At 64.1% G+C, this 6281-nt stretch carries 5 protein-coding genes; all 5 read right to left on the reverse strand.

Translation table 11 applies throughout. The features are described 5' to 3' along the window. Positions 1–257 precede the first annotated feature (257 nt). The 5 genes from VF515_04080 to VF515_04100 all read right to left on the reverse strand — a co-directional run bounded on the left by VF515_04080 (position 258) and on the right by VF515_04100 (position 6119). On the reverse strand, positions 258–1634 hold the full coding sequence (locus tag VF515_04080) for a GH1 family beta-glucosidase (protein HEX7406813.1): 1377 nt from the start codon (positions 1632–1634) through the stop codon (positions 258–260). A 63-nt stretch (positions 1635–1697) separates the two neighbouring features. Next, the gene (locus VF515_04085; GenBank protein HEX7406814.1) at positions 1698–2537 is read right to left on the reverse strand and encodes a carbohydrate ABC transporter permease; all 840 of its coding nucleotides are present in this window, start codon (positions 2535–2537) and stop codon (positions 1698–1700) included. After that, positions 2530–3417 carry a sugar ABC transporter permease gene (locus VF515_04090; GenBank protein HEX7406815.1) on the reverse strand — a complete coding sequence of 296 codons (888 nt, stop codon included), beginning with the start codon at positions 3415–3417 and terminating at the stop codon, positions 2530–2532. Before VF515_04090 ends, VF515_04085 begins: the two co-directional genes overlap by 8 nt. Positions 3418–3554: 137 nt before the next feature. Then, positions 3555–4919, reverse strand: coding sequence for an extracellular solute-binding protein (locus VF515_04095; GenBank protein HEX7406816.1), 1365 nt, complete (start codon positions 4917–4919; stop codon positions 3555–3557). Positions 4920–5063: 144 nt separating this feature from the next. Further along, positions 5064–6119 carry a LacI family DNA-binding transcriptional regulator gene (locus VF515_04100; GenBank protein HEX7406817.1) on the reverse strand — a complete coding sequence of 352 codons (1056 nt, stop codon included), beginning with the start codon at positions 6117–6119 and terminating at the stop codon, positions 5064–5066. Between the last annotated feature and the right edge of the window lie 162 nt (positions 6120–6281).

Here is a 6281-nt window from a genome sequence, read left to right on the forward strand (position 1 = left end):
GGAGGCGGCGAGACGCCCATCATCGCGATCGCCCCGGCGCTCGCCAACGCGATCTTCGCGGCGACGGGGGTGCGGTTGCGCTCGCTGCCGCTGGTGCCGGACGGCGTCATTCCGTAGCCACCGGCCCCATCGCGTGTTGCATTCCTCGCCCCCGGTCGCAGGCTTGAGGGTGCCAGGCCGCCTCCGGCCGGCAGCCTCGAAATGACCCACTTCATCGATGGTCGCGAGCGAGCGGATGCCGAGGAGAAGTTCGCCCGTTACGACGCAGCAGCTCCCAGCCGGCTTCGCCGGGTTGCCTCCCGATGCTCTGCGACGAGCTGGCGGTAAGTGCCAGCGCTCAACTTGAGCGTGCGTGCCTGCGTCTGGTAGTCGACGTAGGCCAGGCCGAAGCGGGGCCAGAAGCCATAGCTCCATTCGAAGTTGTCCATGAGCGACCAGGCAAAGTAGCCGCGCATCGGGGCGCCCTGCGCGGCAGCGTTCGCCATCGCGTCGACCTGGTCGAGCAGGTAAGCCGCTCGCTCGTGATCGGCGACGTAGCCGTTGGCATCCGGTTCGTCATGCCAAGCTGAGCCGTTCTCCATCACATACAACGCGGCGACTTCGTACTCCTTCGTGAGCCGCATCAGAGTGTCCTCCAGCCCCTGGGGATACACCTCCCACCCCAACGCGGTTGTCTGCGCCCCCGCTACCGGGACCTGACTGAAACCGAGTGTGGCGACTTTGGCGTCCGCGGCGACCTTCATCCGGAAGTAGTAGTTCACGCCGAGAAAGTCCAGCGGAGCCGCGATCGTATCGCGATCTTCCGGCCGCGTGGGTAACTCGATGCCGTACAGGTCGACCATGTCCGTCGGAAACCCCCGTCCGTGCAGAGGATCCAGCCACCACCGATTGGTGTGCCCGTCTGCTCGCTCGGCGGCGAGGGCATCTGCGGCCGATTCAGTTGCCGGCTCACACGGATTCAGGTTCAGCACGATTCCAAGCGAGGGAGTGCGGGGTGCCGCGGCGCGCACGGCCTGTACCGCGAGACCATGTCCCAGCAACAGATGATACGAGGCGTGAACCGCGCTACGCAGATCCCTCATCCCAGGGGCCATCCTGCCTTCCAGATGACCGATCCAGGCGGAACAGAGTGGTTCGTTCAGCGTCGCCCAGTCGGTGACCCGGTCGCCCAGTCGCGCTGCGACCAGCGCACTGTAGTCGGCGAAGCGGGCGGCTGTTTCCCGCGCCACCCACCCTCCGGTCTGTTGCAGCGCGGACGGCAGATCCCAGTGGTACAGCGTGGTGAAGGGGCGAATCCCCGCCGCGAGCAGGTCATCGACCAGGCGGTCGTAGTAGTCCAGCCCTGCAGTGTTGACCGGGCCCTGTCCGGTGGGCTGCACCCGCGGCCACGCTACTGAGAATCGGTAGGAATTGACGCCCAGTTGCTTCAGGAGATCGAGGTCCTGCGGCCAGCGACGGTAGGAGTCACACGCGATGTCACCGGTATCGCCGTTATCGATCGCGCCGGGTACGCGACAGAAGTCGTCCCAGATGGAGGGCCCTCGGCCGTCCTCGGCGACGCCGCCTTCGATCTGGTAGGACGAGGTTGCGACTCCCCAGCGAAAATCTTCGGGCAGGGCATTGCGGTTGTTCATGGACCTCTCTGGATCTGGTCGTGCGAGATGCGTGAACAGGCGGATCCGAGCATCGGTGCGGCGCTATTTCACTGATCCGGCGGTCAAACCCGCGACGAGATATCGCTGCAGCAGGAGGAAGCCGATTACGACCGGCACGCTGACCGTCAGCGAAGCCGCCATGATCTGGTTCCAGTAGACGTTGTTCTGCGTTGCGTAACCCTGCAATCCGACGGCCAGCGTTCGCGTCGACTCATTGGTCAGTACCGAGGCGAACAGGACCTCACCCCACGAGGTCATAAAGGCGTAGATGGTGACCGCGACGATGCCCGGCATGGCGACCGGGATCACCACGCGAACGAACGCACCGAGCGGGCCGGCGCCATCGACCTTCGCGGCCTCATCGAGCTCGCGTGGCACCGAATCCAGGTAGCCGGCCAACATCCAGATGGCGAAGGGCAAGGTGAACGTCATATAGGTGATGATTAGGCCGAGCCGGCTTTGGTAGAGGTTGATGCCGGTGGCTTGACTAAGGTTGACGAAGATGACGAAGAGCGGCAACAGGAACAAGATCCCCGGGAACATCTGAGTGGACAGCACGACGATGGAGAAGGTCTGCCGACCGTGGAACCGGTAGCGGCTCACCGCGTACGCCGCGAGCAGCGCGACGCCAACGGAGGCCAGTGAGGCAACCGTCGAGACAACGATGCTGTTCACGAAGTACTCGGCAAGCGGGATCGTGTGCCACATGTCGAAGAAGGGTTGCACCGTCAGGTGGGTGGGAAACCAGCGGAAGTCACCCTGCACATCGCCAAGCGGTTTGAGGGCGGATGTCACCATCACCCAGATTGGGAGCCCCGCGAATACCGCGAGGACGGTCAGCCCGATCCGACGAGTCCAGGAGAACCAGGTAGGTTCACGCATTGTCACTCCCTCGGCTGGAGACGGCCAGATATCCGACGGTCACGACGAGCAGGAAGATGAGCAGCAGCACCGACATCGCCGAACCCGTCCCGAAGTTCCACGTGACGAACGAGTTCTGGTAGATATGCATCGAGATGAGATCCGCTTGCTCTGGCGCCGATTTTCCGAACAGGACGTACGGGACCGTGAATTCGAGGAACGTCCAGAGAAACAGGACGATCAGCAGTACCCGATTGACCGACTTGAGCATGGGCATGGTCACCCAGCGGATCTGGGCGAAAACGCCGGCACCATCCATAGCCGCCGCCTCGTACAGGTCTTGGGGGATGCTCTGCATCCCCGCGGTCAGCATGAGGAACGCAAACGGCCAGCTACGCCAGACCTCAACGATGACCAGGGAGTAGAAGCTGTTTTGGCCGATAAGCCAGAACGGCCGCTGATCAGCCAGATGAAGTTGATCGATCAAGACGTGATTTACGATCCCGGTGTCTCGCTGGAACATGAAGCTCCACATGATGACCGAGGCGAACACCGGCAAGGCATAGGGAATGAGGAACACCGTGCGGATCAGGCCGCGGCCACGGAATGAGCGCTGGGTGAAAACCGCCGCGGCTAGGCCGAACATCCACGAGAACCCGAGTACCAGGACGGTGAATCCGAGCGTCACCAGAAATGAGTGAAGCAGGGCCTCTCCGGCCGCCTGGTTGAAGTCCAGGGCAAGCCGGTAGTTGTCGAAGCCGGCCGCGGGAGCAGCGCTCCAGTTGCGAAGATAAAACTGGGTGAGTCTGAGGAAGCTGATCCCCACACCGACCAGCATCGGAACGACGTGGATCAACAGTTCCAGCACAACCGCCGGCAGTAGCAGGAAGTACGGCAGCAATTCCCGGCGAGGCCGCCGTTTCCTCGGTGGCGGACGGTCTAGCTGGACGGTACCGACCACCGGCTGTTTCCTCCTCTGGCTTGGCGGGCGCCGAAGCGCCCGTCAAGCCCTCGGGTCGTTAATTACCTCGTCGGAATTCAGGGGGCGAGTTGCTGTTGTGCTGCGGCGAGTTGACTGCTGATCTCGGAGTCGCCCACGGCCTTGCCGCTCGCCGCATCGGCGAACATGTTCTTCATCGCCGTACCGATCAGCGTCTCGAACTGGCTCTCCTGCGCCACGGCCGGCAACGGTGCCGCGCTGGTGGCGAGGATGTTCTTGAAGAGCTGTACTGCCGGTGTCTGGAAGGCCGGGTCGCTGTATGCCTCGCTGACCGAGGGCAGCGATCCATAGGTTTTGTTCAAAATCTCCTGCTCAGGCGTGCTCGTCATGAACTTCACGAACTGCAGCGCAGCGTCCTTGTTCTTACTGCTGTTGAAGACGGCGAGGTTGATGCCCGCGACCATGCTGGTGACCTTCTTGCCGCCTGCGGGCATCTGGTCCGGGAGCGGCAGCGCAGCGACGCCGATATCGGCGGCGTTCATGCCCAGCTGGGCGAGTGAGCCGGACGCTGCCTGCCAGATCATCATCGAACTCTTGCCTTTGGCGAAGTCGCTCAGCGCCTCGGTGCCGTTGGAGTATTCGGCGTCGCTGGGATTGACGATCTTGTCGCTCTGCATGAAGTCGATGTACTGCTTGATGGCTGCGATGTTCTGTGGAGTATTGAAGGTCGGCTTTCCGGAGTCATCGAAGAAGGCGCCACCTTGCTGCTGGCTCAAGGTGAACGCGCTGTGCACATTTTCGCTAATACTGCCGCATTCGAGGGACAGACCCCAGTGCTGTGGCGTGGTCAGCTTCTTGGCGTCGGCAACGAACTCGCCCCAGGTCGTCGGCGGCTGAGTGATCCCGGCCGCTGCGAACTGCGCCTTGTTGTAGTACAGACCATAGGCGAGGCTGTAGAGCGGCACCGCCGTGGGCGGCTTGCCGGCTGCACCAGTAGCCGAAAGGCTCCCGGCGAGGAACCGATCCTTGCCGCCGATCTGGTTCATGGTCGCGTCGTCGAACTGGGTGAACGCACCGGTTGCCTGAAGCGATGCCGACCAGGTGTTACCGATGTTCAGCACGTCGGGTCCTTGGCCGGACGTGGTCGCGGCCAGGATCCGGTTCAGAAGATCGGACCACGGAACAACCTCGAGGTTGACCTTGATGCCAGTCTGCTGTGTGAACTTGTCGAGCTCTGGCGTCAGGACTTGCTTGTCGTTCTCCAGGCTAGTTCCTTGGTTGCTCGCCCAGTAGGTCAAGGTCGTCCCCGCGCCCGCTGCCGTCGGCGCGGCCGAGGCGGCCGGCGCGGAGACGGCCGGCGCGGAGGCGACCGGGGCCGTGGTCGTGACGGGGGCCGTGGTCGTGACGGGGGCCGTGGTCGTGGCTGCGCCGCCGCACGCGGCGGCAATCACCGCGGCGGTCATGAAAAGCCCCAAGAGTTTCCGGGGCCCCAGGGAAGAACGATGCACGTGTCTCTCCTTTGGATAGAGATCGCTGGATGGCTCGAGACTGGAGCTTGAGTAACGTCGCGTGCCACGAGAGCGGCCGCGTGTCGTTGGCAGTTCGGCTCAGCTTCTCTTCGTCGGCAGCCCTCCACTCGACTCGCGGACCACGAGCTCCGTCGGGAACATCACTTGTCTCGGCAGGTGGTCCCGCGCGTCGATGTTGTGGAGCAGAAGACGCACCATCTCGTGGCTCATCGCTTCGATCGGATGCCGCACGCTCGAGAGTGGCGGTCGGGTCGTTCCGGCTATCGGCTGGTCATCGAATCCCACGACGGCGACATCGTCCGGAACCCGACGGCCGGCACTCTGCAGCACACCGAGAGCCATCGCGGCCATCGAGTCCGAGGCCACGAATAGGCCGTCGAGATCCGGCTGGCGCTCAAGCAGGAGGTTCATCGCTCGGGTTGCGCCTTCCTGGCTAAAGTCCCCGACCTCCTCGAGGGAGGGGTCGATCGGAAGCCCAGCGGCCTCGAGCGCATCTCGGAAGCCCAGCAGCCGGTCGAGGGCGGCTGGCATATCGAGCGAGCCCGAGATCGTTGCCACCTTCCGGCGCCCCTGCGCGAGCAAATGCGCCGTCGCCGCCGCCGCGCCGCCGCGGCTGTCCGCGTCGACGTAGCTGGCCTGAGCACCTCGGGGCGGCCGACCGTTGACGACTACCGGCACCCCCCGAGCCGCAAGGCGCTCCGGGAGCGGGTCGTCGCCGTGGAGTGCCGTCAGCACGACGCCGTCGATGTGGCCAGCTGCGACGTACTGCTCGAGACGCTTCTCCTCCTCGCCGGATTGTGGCATGAGGAGGACGAGCTGGATGCCACGAGGCGCGAGTGCGGTGCCGATCCCATTGAGGAAGAGGAGGAAGAAAGGGTCAGTGAAGAGCCGGGCGGTCGGTTCCGGGATGACCACACCGATCGAATCGCTGCGACGGGTCACCAGGCTTCGCGCGGCATGGTTCGGAACGTAACCGAGGCGAGCGATTGCCTTCTCCACGGCTCGCCGCACATCCGGGCTCACCTTCGGGCTGTCGTTCACGACCCGGGAGACCGTCGCCCGTGAGACGCCGGCCATCCGGGCAACCTCCTCGAGCGTCACGTTGCGGCCGATGGCCCTGTCGTCCTGCGTCATCGCTCCTCTTGACCGCGCCCTTCGCGGCGTCCAGCGCCTGATCTGGTCCCGGGGCGGGACGCGCGGCGACGCATCTACAGGGCTCGCGACAAACCGCCCTTGATCTCCACGGGGGGATGCGTGGATGTGAGAGCGCTCCCACGTCATCGCAACGCACGGTAC

The organism is Candidatus Binatia bacterium, from assembly GCA_036382395.1.
Taxonomy (GTDB): domain Bacteria; phylum Desulfobacterota; class Binatia; order HRBIN30; family HRBIN30; genus JAGDMS01.